At 60.1% G+C, this 17,590-nt stretch carries 16 protein-coding genes; 15 read left to right on the forward strand and 1 reads right to left on the reverse strand.

The genetic code is table 11. The features are described from left to right. Positions 1-10: 10 nt before the first annotated feature. Positions 11-1,114, reverse strand: a complete 1,104-nt coding sequence (locus tag LGH70_RS04445; protein ID WP_226183114.1) for an Mrp/NBP35 family ATP-binding protein — start codon at positions 1,112-1,114, stop codon at positions 11-13. 352 nt (positions 1,115-1,466) lie between these two features. On the opposite strand from LGH70_RS04445, the gene LGH70_RS04450 reads away from it, so the two are divergent. The 15 genes from LGH70_RS04450 (at position 1,467) to LGH70_RS04520 (ending at position 17,540) form a co-directional block, all read left to right on the forward strand. Continuing rightward, complete coding sequence (locus LGH70_RS04450) at positions 1,467-1,991, forward strand: RNA polymerase sigma factor (protein WP_226183727.1); 525 nt, start codon at positions 1,467-1,469, stop codon at positions 1,989-1,991. Positions 1,992-2,001: 10 nt separating this feature from the next. Continuing rightward, complete coding sequence (locus LGH70_RS04455; RefSeq protein WP_226183116.1) at positions 2,002-2,919, forward strand: zf-HC2 domain-containing protein; 918 nt, start codon at positions 2,002-2,004, stop codon at positions 2,917-2,919. Continuing rightward, positions 2,867-3,733, forward strand: a complete 867-nt coding sequence (locus tag LGH70_RS04460; protein WP_226183117.1) for a DUF4097 family beta strand repeat-containing protein — start codon at positions 2,867-2,869, stop codon at positions 3,731-3,733. The genes LGH70_RS04455 and LGH70_RS04460 overlap by 53 nt, the downstream gene beginning before the upstream one ends. Continuing rightward, complete coding sequence (locus tag LGH70_RS04465; RefSeq protein WP_226183119.1) at positions 3,733-4,593, forward strand: DUF4097 family beta strand repeat-containing protein; 861 nt, start codon at positions 3,733-3,735, stop codon at positions 4,591-4,593. The genes LGH70_RS04460 and LGH70_RS04465 overlap by 1 nt, the downstream gene beginning before the upstream one ends. Positions 4,594-5,058: 465 nt before the next feature. Then, a complete protein-coding gene (gene dnaG, locus LGH70_RS04470) occupies positions 5,059-7,161 on the forward strand; it encodes a DNA primase (RefSeq protein ID WP_226183121.1) in 2,103 nt (700 codons plus the stop codon). Positions 7,162-7,379: 218 nt separating this feature from the next. Then, positions 7,380-8,399 carry a potassium channel family protein gene (locus LGH70_RS04475; protein WP_226183123.1) on the forward strand — a complete coding sequence of 340 codons (1,020 nt, stop codon included), beginning with the start codon at positions 7,380-7,382 and terminating at the stop codon, positions 8,397-8,399. 385 nt (positions 8,400-8,784) lie between these two features. Then, complete coding sequence (locus LGH70_RS04480) at positions 8,785-9,048, forward strand: hypothetical protein (protein WP_226183125.1); 264 nt, start codon at positions 8,785-8,787, stop codon at positions 9,046-9,048. 48 nt (positions 9,049-9,096) lie between these two features. Next, entirely contained in the window at positions 9,097-9,396 is a 300-nt protein-coding gene (locus LGH70_RS04485; protein WP_226183127.1) for a hypothetical protein, read from the forward strand. A 48-nt stretch (positions 9,397-9,444) separates the two neighbouring features. Next, positions 9,445-10,050 carry a hypothetical protein gene (locus LGH70_RS04490; protein WP_226183128.1) on the forward strand — a complete coding sequence of 202 codons (606 nt, stop codon included), beginning with the start codon at positions 9,445-9,447 and terminating at the stop codon, positions 10,048-10,050. Positions 10,051-10,175: 125 nt separating this feature from the next. Beyond that, complete coding sequence (locus LGH70_RS04495; protein WP_226183129.1) at positions 10,176-10,655, forward strand: hypothetical protein; 480 nt, start codon at positions 10,176-10,178, stop codon at positions 10,653-10,655. A 334-nt stretch (positions 10,656-10,989) separates the two neighbouring features. Beyond that, positions 10,990-11,538, forward strand: a complete 549-nt coding sequence (locus LGH70_RS04500) for a hypothetical protein (protein ID WP_226183130.1) — start codon at positions 10,990-10,992, stop codon at positions 11,536-11,538. 415 nt (positions 11,539-11,953) lie between these two features. After that, on the forward strand, positions 11,954-13,153 hold the full coding sequence (locus LGH70_RS04505; protein WP_226183131.1) for a glycosyltransferase family 4 protein: 1,200 nt from the start codon (positions 11,954-11,956) through the stop codon (positions 13,151-13,153). Between the two features lie 14 nt (positions 13,154-13,167). After that, positions 13,168-14,337, forward strand: coding sequence for a glycosyltransferase (locus LGH70_RS04510; protein WP_226183132.1), 1,170 nt, complete (start codon positions 13,168-13,170; stop codon positions 14,335-14,337). Positions 14,338-14,571: 234 nt separating this feature from the next. Further along, the gene (locus LGH70_RS04515; RefSeq protein WP_226183133.1) at positions 14,572-15,819 is read left to right on the forward strand and encodes a bifunctional 3,4-dihydroxy-2-butanone-4-phosphate synthase/GTP cyclohydrolase II; all 1,248 of its coding nucleotides are present in this window, start codon (positions 14,572-14,574) and stop codon (positions 15,817-15,819) included. A 941-nt stretch (positions 15,820-16,760) separates the two neighbouring features. Beyond that, a complete protein-coding gene (locus LGH70_RS04520) occupies positions 16,761-17,540 on the forward strand; it encodes a hypothetical protein (protein ID WP_226183134.1) in 780 nt (259 codons plus the stop codon). Positions 17,541-17,590 lie beyond the last annotated feature (50 nt).

Consider the following 17,590-nt stretch of genomic DNA (forward strand, 5'->3'; position numbering starts at 1 on the left):
ACGGCCGAGCTTAGGAGTTCATTTCCACGATTTGCGTGCGCGGGGCCACGGCGTTCCGGATAGATACCTGCCGGGCCAGTTCCTCGGCCAGATGCTCGAACAGCAGTGCGGCCGGCGTGCCGGGCTCGGTAATGGCGGGCGTGCCCGAGTCACCATTTTCGCGGATGCTCTGCACCAGCGGGAGCTGGCCCAGCAGCGGCACTTCGTGCTTTTCGGCCAGGGCCTTGCCGCCACCTTCGCCGAAGATGTAGTAGCGGTTGTCGGGCAGCTCGGCGGGCGTAAACCAGGCCATATTCTCCACAATACCCAGCACGGGCACGTTGATCTGGGGCTGGCGGAACATCTGCAGACCCTTCTGGGCGTCGGCCAGGGCCACTTTCTGCGGCGTGGTTACGATGAGGGCACCGGTTACGGGCACGGTCTGCACCAGGGTGAGGTGAATGTCGGAGGTTCCGGGGGGCATGTCCAGCAGCAGGTAGTCCAGCTCGCCCCAGTCGACTTCGGTAATAAACTGCTTCAGAGCTGACGAGGCCATGGGGCCCCGCCACACGATGGCGCTGTCGGAGGGAGCCAGGAAACCGATGCTGATGAGCTTAACGCCGAACTTCTCGATGGGCTGAATCAGGTTGCGGCCGTCGGGACCCTGGAATACGTGGGGGCGGGCGTCTTCCACGCCGAACATCAGCGGCATGCTGGGACCGGAAATGTCGGCATCTACCAGGCCTACTTTGGCGCCGGTGCGGGCCAGGGCAATGGCCAGGTTGGCCGTGACGGTGCTTTTGCCCACGCCACCCTTGCCCGAGGCAATGGCAATGATGTTTTTGACGCCGCTGAGCACAGCCGAATTGGCGGCCCGGGCCGTCGTCACGCGCGAGGTCAGGTTCACTTTCACGTCGGCGTCCTTGTCGACCATCGTGTGAATGGCGCGCACGCAGGCATTGTGAATCAGCTCCTTGAGGGGGCAGGCGGGGGTGGTCAGGATGACGGAAAACGAGACGGTTTTGCCGTCGATATGCACGTCCTCAATCATGTTGAGGGTCACGAGGTCTTTGCCCAGGTCGGGCTCCTCCACGTAGCTCAGGGCCTTGAGGACGTCTTCTTTGGTAATAGCCATAGGTCGGAAAATGCAGAATGCGGACTGCAAAGATAACCCGGAATTGCGGGTGGAAGTTGCCCGGTCGAGAAGAGTAAGTTTAAAGTAGAGCTACGCCCACACCGGGTGTCATCCTGAGCATTCCGCGTATTAAGCGGCGACGAAGGACCTTGCCACGCCGGAATAAGCCGCTCGTACCTCATAAGGTCCTTCGAGGGGCTCAGGATGACACCCGTAAAGACCGGCGGCCGCTATTCCGAAAAATAATTTCTGCTTTGCTGTAACCTTTACTTGGTGGGGCAGTGTCCACAAGCAAATACTCCCACCACCTACCCTCTGTCGCCGGTTGGACTCGCTCACAGACAATGCGCTCATGCTCCGGGTAAAAGCCGGCGACGTCGACCGGATGGGTCTGCTCTTCGAGCGGTATCACCGCAAGCTGTTTTCCTTTTTGTACCACATGCTGGGCCGCGCGGATACCAGCGAGGATTTGGTGCAGAATGTGTTTTACCGCATGCTCAAGTACCGCCACACCTACACCGGCGAGGGCGAATTCCGCACCTGGATGTACCATTTGGCCCGCAACGTACTGGCCGACCACATCAAGAAGAACCGCCACAGCACCCACCACGCCGACGTGGCCGACTTCGCCGAGAAAATCGGGGGCGGGAGCCAGGCCGACGAGGGGCTGCAGCGCGAGCAGGAGGTAGCGACCCTGCACCGGGCACTGGGGCGGCTGAGCGCCGAAAACCGCGAAGTTCTGATCCTGAGCCGGTTTCAGGAGCTGAAGTACGAGGAAATAGCCCGGGTATTGAATACGACCGAAGGCGCGGTGAAAGTGCGGGTGCACCGGGCCATGAATGAGCTCAAAACAATTTACCTGCGCATTGAAAACTGACGGGATGGACATGCACTGCGAACAAACTCAGCACGAGCTACTGGACTATATAAGCCACGAACTGCCGGCCGCCGAGCAGGCCCGGGTGGAAGCGCACCTGGCCACCTGCCCCGACTGCCGGGCGGAAGCGCAGGCTCTGCGCCTGGTGTGGCACACGCTGGGCACGGTGCCCGCGCCCGAGCCCAGTGAAAACCTGCGCCCGGCCTTTTACTCCATGCTGGCCGCCTATAAGGAGGAAGAACAGGCTGCCCCGAAGTTCTCCCTGGCCGGCTTCTGGTCGAAGCTGCGGGCCCTGCTGGTGCCGGGTCCGGCCCTGCGCCTGGCCTACGGGCTGGGACTGCTGCTGCTGGGCCTGGCCGGTGGCTACTGGCTGAACAGCGCCCAGAAAACCCCGGCTTCCACTGACCAGCAGCAGCTGGCCGCCCTGACCACGCAGGTGGAGCAGATGCGCCAGGTGATGCTGCTCTCCCTGATTGAAAACCCCTCGGCCACCGAGCGGCTGCGGGCCGTGAGCTACACCAAGGAGCTGAGCGGAGCCAACGACAAGGTGGTGGAAGCCCTGCTGAGCACCCTCAACCACGACGAAAACGTGAATGTGCGTCTGGCTACCCTCGAAGCCCTGGCCCAGCTGGCCCACGAGCCCAAGGTGCGCCTGGGGCTGGTGCAGGCTCTGCGCCACCAGGATTCCCCCCTGGTGCAGTCGGCCCTGGCCGATGTGATGGTGCAGCTCCAGGAGCGCCGCTCGGTGCTGCCCCTGCGCCGCCTGCTCCAGCAGCCCGACTTGAATGAGGCCGTGAAAAGCAAGATTGAACAAAGCCTCAAAACCCTTTCCAACGGCCGGCCCGCCGCCGCGCCCTCAACTACGGAACCCTACCATGAAACGGATTATTCACCCCGGCCTGATAGCGCTGCTGGTACTGCTGTCTAGCTGCCAGGCTCAGGCGCAAAAGCGCGAATTCAAAGAGGAAATAAAGCGTGAGCTGACGCTGACCGGGGAGCCCGGCCGCAGCACGCTGGCCATCTACAACATCGACGGGCCGGTGCGCGTGCAAGGCTACAGCGGCAGCAAAGTGGTGCTGGAAGTCACCCGCACCATCCGGGCCGACAACGAAGCCGACCTGGAGCTGGGCAAGAAGGAAGCCGTGCTGGGCATTTTACAGCGCAACGACAGCATCGTGGCCTACATGGCCGGCCCCTACGACTCGCGGCCCCGCAACAACCGCGGCGACAATAACCGCCGGATTGAATATCATTTCACCTTCGACTACGTGGTGAAGGTGCCTGCCCAGATGAACCTGGCCGTTTCCACCATCAACAACGGCGACGTTCTGGTACAGGACATGAGCGGCCTGCTTAAGGCCCGCAACATCAACGGGGCCGTAACGCTGCGCAACGTAAAGGGCGCCACCGAGGCCGGCACTATCAACGGCAACGTGGAGGCCAGCTACCTGACCAGCCCCACCGGCAGCTGCTCCTACAGCACCATCAACGGCAACATAACGGTGACTTACCCGGCCGACGTGGCCGCCGACGTGCACTTCAAAAGCATGCACGGCGAGCTGCTCACCGACTTCCCCAACGTGGAAAGTCTGCCGGTGCAGGTGGTGCAGAACAAGCAAAGCACCACCGGCGGCACCAAGTACAAACTCTCCAAAGGCACGGCCGTGCGCTTGGGCAAGGGCGGCAACGGCTTCCGCTTCGAAACCCTCAACGGCGACGTCACCATCAAACGAAGACCCTAATGAAAACCCCTCCATACCGGCTGGCACCTACCTGCCACGCCCTGCGCACCTACCTCACGGCCTTACTCTTGCTGACGGCCTGCGTCGTTTCGGCCCAGAATAAGGACCAGCTGGTGGTGCCGCTCAGCTCGCCCGGTAAGCCCGGCCTGCTCCGGGTCAAAACCGTGAATGGCTCCATCACGGTGGTGGGCTACAGCGGCAAAGACGTTCTCATCGACGCCAGCACCAAGGCCCGTGGCCGCGACGACGATGACGACGACAAGCCCCGCGAAAGCAGCGGCGGCCTGCGGCGCATTGCCGGCAAAGCCGGCTTCGACGTAACGGCCGAAGAAAACGACAACCGCGTGACCGTCAGCTCGAACTCCTGGCAGCAGCCCACCAACCTGACTATAAGAGTGCCCCAGCGCTTTTCGCTGCAGATCAGCACCGTCAACGACGGCGACATCCTGGTGGAAAACGTAACCGGGGAGCTGGAAGTGAGCAACGTGAACGGCGACGTGACGCTGCGCCAGGTGTCGGGCTCGGCGGTGGCCAACACGGTGAACGGGGCCATCAAAGCCACCTTCAAATCAGTGACGGGCGGCACGCCGATGGCCTTCTCCACCGTCAACGGCGACGTGGACGTGACGCTGCCCGCCTCGGCCAAAGCCGCGCTCAAGCTTAAGTCGGACCAGGGCGAAATCTACAGCGACTTCGACCTGGTAACCGACAAGACCCCGGCCAAGGTAAACCGCACCACCCAGAACGGCGTGTACCGCCTCAATGCCGACGGCTGGACCTACGGCAAGCTCAGTGGCGGCGGGGCGGAAATCATGATGAAATCATTAATGGGGGACATCTTTATCCGCCGGGCTAAGTAGCCGAGGCTGAGTTGCTTGGAATCTTTCAATAAGCTTGGAATTTGTGCAACCTTCCGGCCTTGATTTCCGGTATTGAGAACAGAAGCCCAGCAATCTGCTACGCTCTGAGCGCCGCTGCAACGGCCTCGGGCGTTTTGGGGGCCCGCTGGTGAGTGACGGGCCCGCAATCCGGTGGAAAGCGTCAGTCGTGGCTGGGCGACACGCGGCTGACAACTCTTCGAAAGGCGGCCTCTGCATCGAGCAGGGGCCGCCTTTCTCCGTTTTCGGCGGGCAGTAGCGCCGCAATCTGGCGGCTTAATCGTTGTGGGGCGTTGTTCTAGTATTGTAATGTGCAGGCTCAATTGTTCAACGATTGAGACGCAAGTATGCGTCTCTACACCTAAACGAAACTACCATTCCGGCCCCCGAATCTCGTACCTTCGTTGTCCTGTTCCGCTTCCGAAAACCTGTTGCCCCCAAGTACCCTTGGCCCGTATCCCCAAAGAAACCGTTGACCAGATCATTCATCACGCCGACATCGTCGAGGTGGTGGGTGACTTCGTGACCCTGAAGCGCAAGGGTCAGAATATGTGGGCCTGCTGCCCGTTTCACCACGAGAAGTCACCCTCCTTTTCGGTGGCGCCGGCTAAGGGCCTGTATAAGTGCTTCGGCTGTGGCAAGGCCGGCGGCGTGGTGCAGTTCATTATGGACATCGAGGGCACCAGCTACGTGGAAGCCCTGAAGTACCTGGCAAAAAAGTACGGTATTGATATCCAGGAGGAGGAAAAGACGCCTGAGGAGCAGCTCGTCCAGAACGAGAAGGACTCCCAGTTCATCGTCTCCAACTGGGCCAAGGACCACTACCAGAAGCTGCTCCACGAAACCGAGGAAGGGGAGAGCATCGGGCTGAGCTACCTCGTGCAGCGCGGCCTGAACCAGGCTACCATCAAGACCTTCGAGCTGGGCTACTCGCTCGACCAGTGGGACGACTTGCTCAAAGCCGCCCAGAAAGAAGGCTTCGAGGCTAAGTACCTGGAGAAAACCGGCCTGACCATCGTGCGCGAGGACGACCCGAACCGGCGCTACGACCGGTTCCGGGGCCGGGTTATGTTCCCGATTCACAACGTGTCGGGCCGGGTTATCGGCTTCGGGGCCCGCACGCTCAAGGCCAACGATAAGACGGCCAAGTACCTCAACTCGCCCGAGTCGGACATTTACCATAAGTCGGATGTGCTCTACGGGCTGTTTCAGGCGCGGCAGGCCATCCGCACCGAGGAAGTGTGCTACCTTGTGGAAGGTTACCTCGACGTGCTGAGTCTGCACCAGGGCGGCATCAAGAACGTGGTGGCCTCGTCGGGCACGTCGCTCACCGAAAGCCAGATTCGCCTCATCGGGCGCTACACCGACAACGTGACGGTGCTCTACGATGGCGACGCGGCCGGCATCCGGGCTTCATTGCGCGGCATCGATATGCTGCTCGAAGGCGCCCTGAACGTGCGCGTGGTGCTGTTCCCCGACGGCGACGACCCGGACAGTTACATCCGCAAAGTCGGCGACCAGCGCTTCAAGGAGTACCTGGACAAGAACAGCCAGGACTTCATCACCTTCAAAACCCGTATCGTGTCGCAGGAGGCGGCCCACGACCCGGTGAAGAAGGCCGAAGCCATCCGGGAGGTGCTGCAGAGCATTGCCAAAGTGCCCGACCCGATCAAGCGGCAGGTGTTTTTGCAGCAAACCAGCACCACCTTCGCCATCGACGAGCAGGTACTCATCACCGAGTATAACAAGCTCGTTAAGAAAGATTCGCAACGCGCCGCGCCCGGCACGAGCGGAGGTCAGAGCAACAGCAGTAGTGGCAGTGGGAGTGGAGCCGGCAGCAGCTCGGGGCAGTCGGGCAGCCGGCCGTATTCCCCGCCAAAAACCAGTAATCAACAACCCCAAACCGGCCTTAGCCCCGAGGAAGAGGCCGAAATGGCCATGTACGGCGCCTCGCCCGACGAGTTGGCCGCGGCCGGCGGTAGCTCGGCCAGCGCCGACACCGATACCGACCTGGAGCCCGTGCCCGACGTGCTGCAGGCCTGCGAGCGGGAAGTGGTGCGCCTGTTGCTGCTCTACGCCGCCCAGCCGCTGACGGAAGACACGGCCGTGGCCCAGTACATCTTCGGGCAGCTGGAGGAAACGCCCCTGCAAACCCCGATTTACGCCGATTTGCTCCACCTCTGCCGCCAGGAAATGGAGGAAGGCCGCTGGCCCGAGGTGCGCACCTTCATCCAGCACAGCCGCGGCGACATCCGTATGCTGGTCAGTGACCTAGCGACGGAAAAGTATGAGCTGAGCCCCAACTGGAGCACCCACCAGATCTATGTGCCCCGGGAAGTCGACCAGCTTCAGCAAGCCTGCGACAACGCTATTCTGCGCCTCAACAAGGTGAACGTGCAGCGCGAATTGTCCATCCGCCTGGAAGCCCTGCGCCACCCGATGGATGAGCTGGCCCTGCTCGAAACCCTGCACACCATCAAGCTGCTCAAGAAGATGGACGACGACCTGGGCAACATGCTCGGCACCGTCATTCCGCGCGGGGCCATGTAGTAGCGCGTAGTTCTGAACAGCTACACTAGAACGTCATGCTGCGCTTGTCGAAGCATCTCTCCCGCCACAGTAAATGATTTTGCCTTGGCGGGAGAGACGCCTCGGCAAGTGGCCGCCAGATCAAGCAGGACAGTTACTTTGGTAACCCCGGCCCGCGAGATGCTTCGCCTGCGGCCAGGCCAGGCGTTCAACGAGATACTGATTAGAAACCAAACTGAATGTGGAAACGCGCTAACCTGAGCCGCTTTGTGGGGGCCGTGCTGCTTACGGTGGGCGGTTTTGCCACGGGTATTATCGGCTTCATGACCATCGAGGGCTACAATTTCCTTGATGCGCTCTACATGACCATGATTACCATTTCCACGGTCGGCTTCGGGGAGTTGCACCCGCTGTCGGCGGCGGGGCGGCTGTTCGTGTCGGTGTACATTTTCTCTAACCTGCTGGTCATTGCCTACCTCGTGTCGGTGCTCACGACGTATATCTTTGACGGCGAGCTGCGTTCAATTTTCAAGATGTTCAAAACCGACCAGGAAATCCGGGGCTACCACGACCACGTCATCGTGTGCGGCTTCGGGCGCAACGGCAGCAAGGCTTACCACGAGCTGCGCGCCAATGGGGCCCGCGTGGTGGTGGTCGAGCAGAACCAGGAGCTGCTGCGCGACGAGGTCGACGGCAAGGCCGGCTCGATTCCCACCGTCATCGGCGACGCCACCACCGACGAAACCCTGCTGGCGGCCGGTATTCACCGGGCCCGGGCCCTGATAACGGCCCTGCCCAAGGATGCCGACAACGTATTCGTGGCCCTCACGGCCCGGGAGCTGAACCCCAGCCTGAAAATCATTGCCCGCGCCAGCCTCAAATCCAGTGAGAGCAAGCTGCTGCGCGCCGGCGCCGACTCGGTGGTGATGCCCGACGAAATCGGGGGCTCCCACATGGCCAACCTGGTGATGCGCCCCGAGGTAATCCGCTTTCTGGAGATGATGAACGGCCTGGGACCCAACAAGCTGCGCCTGGAGGAGCTTAGCTACCGCGAGATTCAGCGCGAGTGGCAGGGGCTCAGCATCCGGGAGCTGGACATTCGCTCCCGCACCGGGGCCACCGTCATCGGCCTGAAGCAAAGCACCGGCGAGTTTCTGGTGAGCCCCAGCGCCGACACGCGTCCCGCCCCCGGCGACGTACTGCTGGTGCTGGGCACGGAAGAGCAGATTCACGCCCTGGTCGTGCAGTTCCGGGTGTAGCAGCCTTGTCCTTACCCAAATTTCAAAAGCGTGTCGGCTATATACTGAAACGCTTTTTCAGTTTTGTTGGCGACCTGTCAAGAAACGGCCGGCATAGCAGGAGAGCGGCACCCACCGCTCTTTTAATGAAACCCACCGTTTGGCTGAACACTTATCCATAGTGCTTCACTGCCCTACTCTTTCTGGACAACTTCGCGCTGTGTAAAAAAGACAGCACGCTGTACCTTTCGGTGCTGCTACCTTGCCGCTATATTCATCCCCTTCAACTCTGTTTACCCTGATGCAGAACGCTTACTTCGCCGCTATCCTATGGACAAGCCTATTGGCGTCGCCCACTGCCGCTTCGTGTAGTTCGTGGCCGGTTTCGCCCAGTGCCCACGTTAGTGTGCCTGTTATTGCAGAAGCCCTGCAAGTAGACAATGGCAGCATTATGATCACCCGCGACGCTAATGAGGTGGTTGGTATGACGAAAGTGGGAGAGGTAGAAGGCCGTTCGCCATTAGGCGGTGGAGTTACCAGTGGGATGGGTGACAAACGGGCCATCAAAAAGCTGCGGGCTGCAGCCGCCAAACTAGGAGCAACCAAGGTGTTGATCGTCAATGAGGAGTACGGGAATATGACGGTCCTGTATGGTATTGCTTATAAATAGCCGCCAGGGCATTGTGTGCCCTTGTTTCCCCAGGTCTGCCGTTTCGCCATGTCCGTTGCCATGAAAGATGTTGTGCTGGTGAACCTGGGCCTGGTGGTCATCGGCGTCACCGTTATGTCCGCAATTGCGTCCCGGGAATCGGGCCAAAAAGACGTGTTCTTATTCTCCTTATTGCCGCTACTCGGTTACCTCGTAGCGGCGAATTTGGCCCTGCTTATGGTTTCCCTACTGATACCATCACAGCGAAAAAGAGCCGGGGGCTACGCCGTATCTGCGCTCATGCTCGTTATCGGCGGAGTTCTAGCGCTGGTGTTCGGCGTCCTGACTCTGGGCAAGATTGGTGGCTAAGCCGGCGAATGGCCCCTGTTAGATCTTATCTAAATACAGTTTTCCGTAGTGATAGAAGGCCTGTTCATCGTCCTTTTCTGGCTCTTGGCGCTGCTCTTTATCGTGGTCCTGGGACTGGTGCAATACGTGCTCATTCCCTGGGGCCTGTTGCGCGCTTTCTTCCGCAGCGAGTGGGCGCCGCAAGTTCTAAAGGATGCCGTCGCCTGGACCTTGGGAATACTCGTGCTCCTGCTCGTCGGGTTCCTCGGCTGGAATTGGCACCGGCAGTGGCAGGCCCGTCAGCTAGCGGCCGCCCAGCAGCGCTGGCCGCATGTATTCCTCACCGCCCAACAGCCCGGCTTCTTGCCTTTCCCGCTGGGTCGAGGCCGTATCGAACAAGCCCGATACGACCAAGCACCGCTGCTGGTGGTAGCAGGCGACTTAGTGGTTGAGGGCCGGCTGCGGGCGTATTTTACCGCCAGTCCCGGCTTGAAGTTCCTCCACGAGACCAACATCGTGCGGGTGAGTACCGAAAAAGGAGACGCCACCCAGGCCACGGGCCAGTCGGTGTACGACCCCGGCAGTCGCACCGTCAGCGGGTCGTTTCACTGCGTGTTGCCATCGGGCAAGCAGCTCTCCATCTCTTTCCCGTCCACGCCAATTACCGTCCAGTAAACAAAAAAACCGTTAGGACTTCTCTTACCAGTTTACTCACTAGAGTAACTTATGAATGCCCCAATCATTGCTGTCTTGTTGACTGGGGTTCCAATTTCTCGTTAATCTTCCGACCGTTTGGCTGAATGTCCTCATTTACGTTCGGACTGAAAACAGCAAGAACTATGGATGAGGATGTGCATTCGATAATTCCTACAACTTTCGATTCTGAACTCATTGCGCAACTGGGCGCAACTGAATTTGAAGTACAGCACCCGGCGCCCTACTTCTCGTTTATAGAGCAGCATTTGCCCATCGTTGGCAGCATGGCCTCCGGCGGGGAATTGCTATGCGCCAAAGAATCCGCTAGCGCCCCGGGCGAGTGGTGGGAAACCATTCAGTTGGCCATCGTCCGTCAGGTGGGTGAGGCTTCGCCCCAGCATATGGCCGTGGTCGTCGGCGACAACATGATGCACTATGCCTATGCCCTGCGCTATAGTCAGTTCATCCAGCACATGGAAGACTTTTTTTCGATTCCGCAGGATACCTACGTGCTCTTACAGAGCAGTAAAGTGTGTTTTCAGTACTCGTATGAGGACCAACTGTTCCTATATCGGCTTGACTAAACCCTCCTTTTGCTTATTGGACCGTTTGGATTAACATGGAGACAACCCTTACGAATAGATGGAAGAGTTTATAGGCGAGATGATCATCATAATCTTGTTTGCTTACCCAGGAGCATTCATTCGCTGGGTGCTCCATCGAGGCACAATCCCCTATAAAGTTCTCCTCAAAGAAGATGTATGGTATAACGCCTCATATGTCATTCTGCTGGTAGTGCTACTATTGGTTATCAATCATATCTGTTCAGCTTAACCCCATGGCTGAGCACTTTCTTACCCAGGCGCAAATACGGCGTGCCCCACTAATTGATATGCTCGTTTTGCTAATCGGACCGGTTTGCGTGAACTCAAAAAAGATTACTGTATGAGAAATAAGCTGCTGTGGGTTGGGTTATTCTGGTTCCTATCCTCCTGTGAGCAGCAAGAGTCTTGCGCAATCAGCATGAGCGACAAGTACTCAGGCAATGGCTTGCTGGTCGTGCAAAGGGTAAGTGGAGAAGATGGTTGGTATTTCCTACGGTTCTTTCCTGTTTGCCAAATGGATACAACCAATTTACTCGCTTCCTTACGCCAGTCGGAAACAGGGTTGATGTTTTATACTAATCAGATGTATCGGCTGATCGGACCCACGTCTTACGGGCAGATCAAAAGTCCTTTTAAGAATAAGATGCTTCAACTGACTTCCACTGACCCTGTGGACCGGAATGTCCATTGTTGGAATTGCGGGTTGAATGACCTCTTCATCATCCCCGTTCACCTAACCTTCTCAGGTGCTACCCCCAGCCACAAGACGTATCAGTATCTTCTAAAAGCAAAAGAGGCAACTATCCCACTACGCATCCGGGGAGCAGGAAACGTACAAATAGACGAACTGTCTGCTTTATAGTTAATCCCTGCTTTTCCTGAACTGCTGTCCATGCACGTCTGCTGGCATGGCAAAGTGGCTCTACGGACCAGATTGAGTTCAAGAAACCCGTTCACCTTTCAAAGTTCATTTAACTCAGGTTAGCTATGAGTTTCGTGTACTCACAGCTTTCGGAAGATTTAGGTAAGGACGAGGTGTAGCAACGGAGTTGCGCTGACGTCGGTGCTCCCTCGTTTGGCCTCCTCGGTGCTCCCTCGTTTGGCCTCCTGAGCAAGCGGATGCCAGCTGAAGAATGAGAGCCGAGGAACAGGCCGCAAAAACCTGCCCGGCCCACATACGCGCCATCCAACGCCTTCTGCGTAGCTTTGCCCTCCGCTCCGGCGCTGCTCTCCACCGTTCGTTTCCTGTAGTGCATATCCTTCAAATCTGTCCGCGCGTGCCGTTTCCACCCCATGATGGCGGCGCCATTGCCATGTACGACGTAGCGGCCGGGCTAGCGGCCCAGGGCCACCAGGTCACGGTGCTGGCCATCAATACGCCCAAGCACTTTCAGCCCGATTCGGTGCTGAGCCACCTGCCCGGCGTGCGCCTCGTCACGGTGCCCGTCGACACCAGCCTCTCGGCGGTGAAGGCCCTGAAAAACCTGCTCGTGGGCCAGGTGCCCTACAATGTGGAGCGCTTTATCAGTCCGGCCGTGGAGGCCCGGCTGCTGGAGCTGCTGGGCACCGAGCAGTTCGACGTGGTGCAGGTCGAAGGCACGTTCGTGGCCTGGTACGTGGATTGTATCAAGCGGGCGGCGCCGCAGCTGCCGGTGGTGCTGCGGGCCCACAACGTGGAGTACACCATCTGGCAGATGCTGGCGGCCGGGGCCCGCAACCCACTCAAGCGCCTCTATCTGAAGCACCTGGCCCGGGGGCTGCAGCGCTTCGAGGAAAGCTTTCTGCCCCGCTTCGATGCCGTGGCCGCCATTACCGAGCCCGACCAGCGCCGCCTGCGGGCCATGGGCTGCCCCGAGCCGGTGGTGTTCGTGCCCGCCGGCGTCGATTTGAACCGGTTCCAGGTTAGTCCCCACCTCCGGCCCAAGCCCAGAACCCTGTTCGTGATTGGCTCGCTCGACTGGCTGCCCAATCTGGAGGGGCTCGACTGGTTTCTGGAGCAGGTGTGGCCCCACGCCCACGAGCAGCTGCCGGAGCTGGAGCTGCACATTGCCGGCAAAAACACGCCCGCCCGGCTGCAAAGTTTGGCCAAAAAGAACGTCATCGTGCACGGCTTCGTCGAGTCGGCGGCCGAGTTCATGCAGCAGTACGACCTGATGCTGGTGCCGCTGCTCTCGGGTGGGGGCATGCGCATCAAAATTATTGAGGGCATGGCCCTGGGCAAGTGCGTGCTCAGCACGGGCCTGGGCTCGGAGGGTATTGTCGTGCGCAACGGCTTCGACATCGTGCTCTGCGACGAGCCCCAGCAGTGGCTGGAGCGCCTGCGCAGCTACTACCACGGCGAGCTGGGCCACCAGGATATCGGGCAGGAGGCGGCCCGCACCATTGCCCGCCTCTACGACAACCGCCGGGTGGTGGAAAGCTTCCTGGACCTCTACAGCATCGCGCAAAGCCGGGTTCAGCGGCCCCAAAGCGCCTAAGTTCGACCCCTGCCATGAAGCTGCTCGTTCTGCTGTCCCGGTTTCCGTACCCGCTCGATAAGGGCGACAAGCTGCGCGCCTTTCACCAGCTGCGCTACCTGGCACGGCACCACGAAATCTGCCTGTTTGCCCTCACCGATGAGCCCGTGGATGAGGCCGCCTACGCGGCCGTGCGCCCCCTGTGCCGCGCAGGCCTGCACGTGCACGAGCTGCGCAAGCCCAGCATTGCGGCCAATATGAGCCGAGCGCTGCTCACGGGCCGGCCGTTTCAGGTGGGCTACTTCTACAACGGGGCCGCCCAGCGCCGCCTCGATGCGCTGCTGCGCGAGTTCCGGCCCCAGCATGTGTATTGCCAGCTCATTCGGATGGCCGAATACCTGCGGCCCCACGCCGGCCAATACGCCATGACGCTGGACTACATGGACGTGTTTTCGGCCGGCATGGCCCGCCGCGCCCGGCAGGCCCCAGCCTGGCAGCGGCCCGTCATCAGCCTCGAAGCCAGCCGGCTGCTAAGCTACGAAGCAGCCGTATTCGGCTGGTTTCAGCACCATACCATCATTTCCGACCAGGACCGGCAGCTCATCAACCACCCGGGGCGCCAGCAGATTCACGTGGTGCTCAACGGCATCGATACCGACTTTTTCCGGCCCACCAGCACGCCCAAAGAATACGACCTGGTGTTCTGCGGCAACATGAGCTACCACCCCAACGTGGACGCGGCCGAGTTTCTGGCCCTCGAAATCCTGCCCCTGGTGCGGCAGCAGCACCCCCAGGCCCGCCTGCTGATTGCCGGCACCACGCCCGCCGCCCGCGTACTGGCCCTGGCCTCGGAGTCGGTGGTTATCAGCGGCTGGCTGCCCGATATTCGGGAGGCCTACGCTTCGGCGCGGGTGTTTGTGGCGCCCATGCGCGTGGGCACGGGCCTGCAGAATAAGCTGCTCGAAGCCATGGCCATGCAGCTGCCCTGCGTAACGACGCCCCTGGCCAACAACGCCCTGCGCGGCGTGCCCGGCCAGGATCTGCTGGTGGGGGAGTCGGCCCCGGAGCTGGCCACCCACATTGCCCGGCTGCTCGCCGAAACCGAGCCCACCGCGGCCTTGGCTGCCCGGGGCCTGACCTTCGTGCGCCAGCACTACAACTGGGCCGCCGCCACTGGCCGGCTGGAGGCGCTGTTTGGGTCCTAAAGCCACTAAAATGGGGTAGAGACGCCTGTTTGGCTAACGCCTTGCTTCAGTTGCGTCTCGTCGTTGAACGACAATCGTTGGCACGAACGGCATCAGTAATGCGGAAGACGCAAATAGGCGTCTCTACCCTCCATTTCGCCCTTTCGCCGAAAAGCCCGCCGATACCGCGTAACTTCGCGCCGCCGCTGGTGGTTATGCTGCCGGGCGCCTTACTCTCCCTGCCCCTCTATCCCCATGCTTGACTCTATTGAAGACGCCATTGCCGATATCCGCGCCGGCAAAGTGGTAATTGTAGTGGACGACGAAGACCGCGAAAATGAGGGCGACTTCATCTGCGCGGCCCGCTGCGCCACGCCCGAGGTCATCAACTTTATGGCTACCCACGGCCGCGGTCTGGTGTGCGCCCCACTTATCGAGCAGCGCTGCGAAGAGCTGGGCCTGGAGCTGATGGTGGGCCGCAACACGGCTCTGCACGCCACGCCCTTCACCGTGAGCATCGATTTGCTCAAGAACGGCGTGACGACCGGCATTTCGGCTTCCGACCGCTCGAAGACCATCCTGGCCCTGATTGACCCCGACACCAAGCCCGAAGAGCTGGGTAAGCCCGGTCATATTTTCCCGCTGAAAGCCCGCAAGGAAGGCGTGCTGCGCCGCGCCGGCCACACCGAAGCCGCCATCGACCTCTCGCGCCTGGCGGGTTTCGAGCCGGCCGGCGTGCTGGTTGAGATTCTGAAGGAAGACGGCGAAATGGCCCGTCTGCCCGACTTGGAGGAAGTTGCCAAGCGCTGGAATCTGAAGCTGATTTCGGTGCAGGACCTGATTAAGTACCGCCTGCAGAAGGAAAGCCTCATCACCCGCGACATTGAAGTGCAGCTGCCCACCGAGCACGGCGACTTCGAGCTGGTAGCCTTCACCCAGCGCTCGACCAACGCCCAGCACCTGGCCCTGGTCAAAGGCGACATCAGCGGCGACGAGCCCGTGCTAGTGCGCGTGCACAGCTCCTGCGTGACCGGCGACATCTTCGGCTCCTGCCGCTGCGACTGTGGCCCCCAGCTGCACCGCGCCATGCAGCGCATCGAGGAGGAAGGCCGCGGCGTGATTGTGTACATGAACCAGGAGGGCCGCGGTATTGGGCTGCTCAACAAGCTGCGGGCCTACAAGCTGCAGGAGCAGGGCCGCGACACGGTAGAAGCCAACCTGGAGCTGGGCTTCGGCATGGACGAGCGCGACTACGGCGTGGGCGCCCAGATTCTGCGTGAATTGGGCATCAGCAAGATGCGCCTGCTCACCAACAACCCCCGCAAGCGTACCGGCCTGGTGGGCTACGGCCTCGAAATCGTGGACACGGTACCGATTGAAATTGCCGCCAATGCCCACAACGAGCGCTACCTGACCACCAAGCGCGACAAGCTGGGCCACACCATCCTGACCAAGGACCGCACCCCCCACATCGACCCCGACTCGGTGGTGCCGGTGCGGTAGCAGTGGGAAGAAGAATATCCCAACCTGCTTTAGCCAGGAATAAAGCCCCTGTTCGATGATGGGCGGGGGCTTGCCCAAATTTTAAAGCGTTTCAGCTTATGGCTGAAACGCTTTTTTGTATCGTTGGCGGCCTGCCAAACAACGTAAGCTATAGCCCATTAAGCGGCACACGCCGCTCATTTTAACCTAAACCAGCGTTTGGTTGAACGCGTCTATCTTCCATTACACAAGACCTTAGCCTACGTACGGTCGATGTCGAATCTCTTCGCCAACTGGAGCCAAGCAATAGCGCCAGTACGAACTTTTCAGACCAGGACTTCATCTATACCATTCATCATGGGGAAGACCTGTTCATAATGCGGGAATGCATACGGGAAAAATGACGCACCTGTAGATAGACGGCTTTCACTGCACGCTTTACAACTCAGCACTGTGGCGCTGCAACCTCGGCGGAGCTTAAGAAAGTGGTTCAACGTTCACGAAACTTAAATTTTAGACAAGTTTTGTGAGCTGCTGGGGGAGGATACGGCCCCTCACGGCGCGGGCCGTGTATGCCAGCCGCTGGCTAGAAGCCACAGCGGCAATATTGGCCGGGCTGCCGGCACCCGCCAGTTCCCGGGCAGAAGACGACCAGACCCCGCTCCGGAACTGGTTACGGGGGCGGGGCCGGCAGTTTGGTCCGGGCCGGGCCGCCGAGTGGCACCTACTGCGGGTGCGGGCCGAAGCCCTGGAAGCCGGAGCTGCTGCCCTGGCCGCGCTATTGCCGCCCGCTGCCGCTCAGCCACCCGGGCCGCCGGAGTAGAGCCTGATCCGCGTACCAGGAGTGGGCTGCCGATTGAACGTAAGCCGGCGGGTGCGTGGTTAGCAGGTACGAGTCCGTCCACCCGAAAAAGCCCGGCTTGTGTGCCATTAACCCATTTTTACTCTATCTTTCTTCCCTTATGAAAGTACCACGCTACCTCCTTTTGCTGCTGCTCACGGGCCTGTTTCCGGGGGGGCACAGCGCGCACGCGCAGCGCACCTATTACGTGCAGGAATTTGCGGGCAGCACAGTGTTGCTCACCAATGGCGATACGCTGCAGGGGGCGCTGTCCCTGCACCACAGCGAAGACGTAGTGCGTATTACTTTCCCCGACAATACCATGAGCACGCTCTCGGCCGTAGCCATTGAGAGCTTCGCGGTGAAGGGCGAAAAGCAGCAGCGCCGCAGTGCCGAACAGTACGATTTCTTTGATGCCCGCCAGGGATATTATTACGGCGTCCCATGGTATTCGGGTCCGGGAATTGGAAGGCAGATCCGCCGGGGGCGGGTAGACGCGGAGCTGGTGCGGGTGTACCGCACCTACCGCTGGAACCACGACAACGACTACAGCGACTTCAAGTCGCCGGGCTTTTTCGAGCAGCTCAGCAGCGGTCCCAATGTGCTGCTACGCCGCGAAGTGCAGATAGAAAAGCGGGCGTATATGGGGCCGGGTGGGTACGGGGCGGCGGGGGCCTACAGCGGTACCTATGTCGAAATTGACGACAAATTCTACCTGGGCATGCCCAATGGCAACGTGCTGCCGCTGCGCAGTCCGAGAAAGGATTTGCTGGCCATCTTCCGGCAGCAGGCCAAGCAAATCGAGAAATACGCTAAGGACAACCGCCTCAACTTCACCGAAGCCAAAGACCTAGCCTTCATCGTGAACTACGCCAACTCCCTGCAGAAGGACGCGAAGTAGGCGGCGGCAATGTTTGACAAAAAGAGCCCTGGCAAATTGCCAGGGCTCTT

The organism is Hymenobacter nitidus, from assembly GCF_020447315.1.
Taxonomy (GTDB): domain Bacteria; phylum Bacteroidota; class Bacteroidia; order Cytophagales; family Hymenobacteraceae; genus Hymenobacter; species Hymenobacter nitidus.